This is a genomic window from Limnohabitans planktonicus II-D5 (genome assembly GCF_001270065.2).
In the GTDB taxonomy this organism is placed as follows: Bacteria; Pseudomonadota; Gammaproteobacteria; order Burkholderiales; family Burkholderiaceae_C; genus Limnohabitans_A; species Limnohabitans_A planktonicus.
On record NZ_LFYT02000093.1, the window covers coordinates 1 to 1,247 of the forward strand.

Sequence of the window (1,247 nt, forward strand, 5' to 3'; positions counted from 1 at the left end):
TTGTGGGGATGCAGCGGTATTTGTATAAATAGAGTATTTTCAAAATGAAAGAATTCACGGTCACAAACTGGATTGAGCTTGGTATCGCAGTTACTGAATCCTCATCTGGAGACTCAATAAATATTATTAGCGGAACATACCCAACAATTCCAATAAAAGAAAATATTAATGTAATTTTTCCAAGTGATTTTTCAGTGAAAGTTGGATTTTTACCTTTACAGATTGGCCTGACGGAAAATTATCAATGCAGCTCTATTAATATTAACAACACTAGAATTCACAACATCAATCAAGACCCCTCCATTATTAAGGGCTGGTATATATATAGAAAAGAATTACCTTTTGAGGTCCACACAGCAGACATTGCCTCTTTTATTCATCCAAATGGATCAATTATTGTGGCATTAGGCAACAATAAGCAAGGCTTCGAGATAGGCCCAGACAATACCGGTGCAGACAAGCAGCTCCCGAAAGGCGTTGTAGAAATAAGAATCCCATTCACGGAAGATATTTCTCTAGATGCACAATACAACTTGGACTCAGAAAGCATTTATAGTCAATACAGAAGCCAGACAGAAAATGAAAAAATCAATGCTTTCGAAAATCAAAACAATGCACCAATAATTAATTTAAATGATTTTGAATATCGCGCCCTATGGGCATTAAATTCATTTATTATCATTTATGGAGGCATGACAAGCAAACAGAAAAAAGTCTCTGGATACTCAACAGCTGAATTTCGTGATGGCTTGATTTCTTCAAAATTCAATGATCCGATAAATGCAAAATTCAGATCACAAAGCTATATCGACAGCTATTCAGGATCTCATGAAATTGATTTCACAAAAATTCAACATAAATTATTTTCAAAAAATACATTTTCATTAAACAATTACATTGAAGGATACATGCACAAATTAAACTATGCGCAGGCAACCATATTGATGGACCAACGCATCGAAGAAATTAGCAAAGACAGCAAGAATAAATATGAAAAAATTGAGTCTTTAAAAATTTCCAAAAAATACAAACAGCATCTATTGGAAATAATTATCGCTAGAAACTCACTTTTACACAGGGGTTCGCTGTCAATTCAAAAAAATATCGACGCCTTTAAATTCGCAAAGAAAAATTATCCTAATCTGGTCGAATTAAGTGAATTCGAAATTTTTGCAATAAAACGTCCGTGGTATTGGTTTGAGGCATTTCAAAAGTTTAACTGCATTGACACAAATTAAAGTTGAATG

The 1,247-nt window shown here is 33.6% G+C and carries 1 protein-coding gene; it reads left to right on the forward strand.

All coding sequences use genetic code 11. The features are described from left to right. Nucleotides 1-44: 44 nt before the first annotated feature. On the forward strand, nucleotides 45-1,238 hold the full coding sequence (locus H663_RS41470) for a hypothetical protein (protein WP_053175042.1): 1,194 nt from the start codon (nucleotides 45-47) through the stop codon (nucleotides 1,236-1,238). The last annotated feature ends 9 nt before the right edge of the window (nucleotides 1,239-1,247 follow it).

Excerpts from the sequence above, each read along its gene's own strand:
- H663_RS41470 (WP_053175042.1), top strand. The coding sequence starts at position 45 with ATGAAAGAATTCACGGTCACAAACTGGATTGAGCTTGGTATCGCAGTT.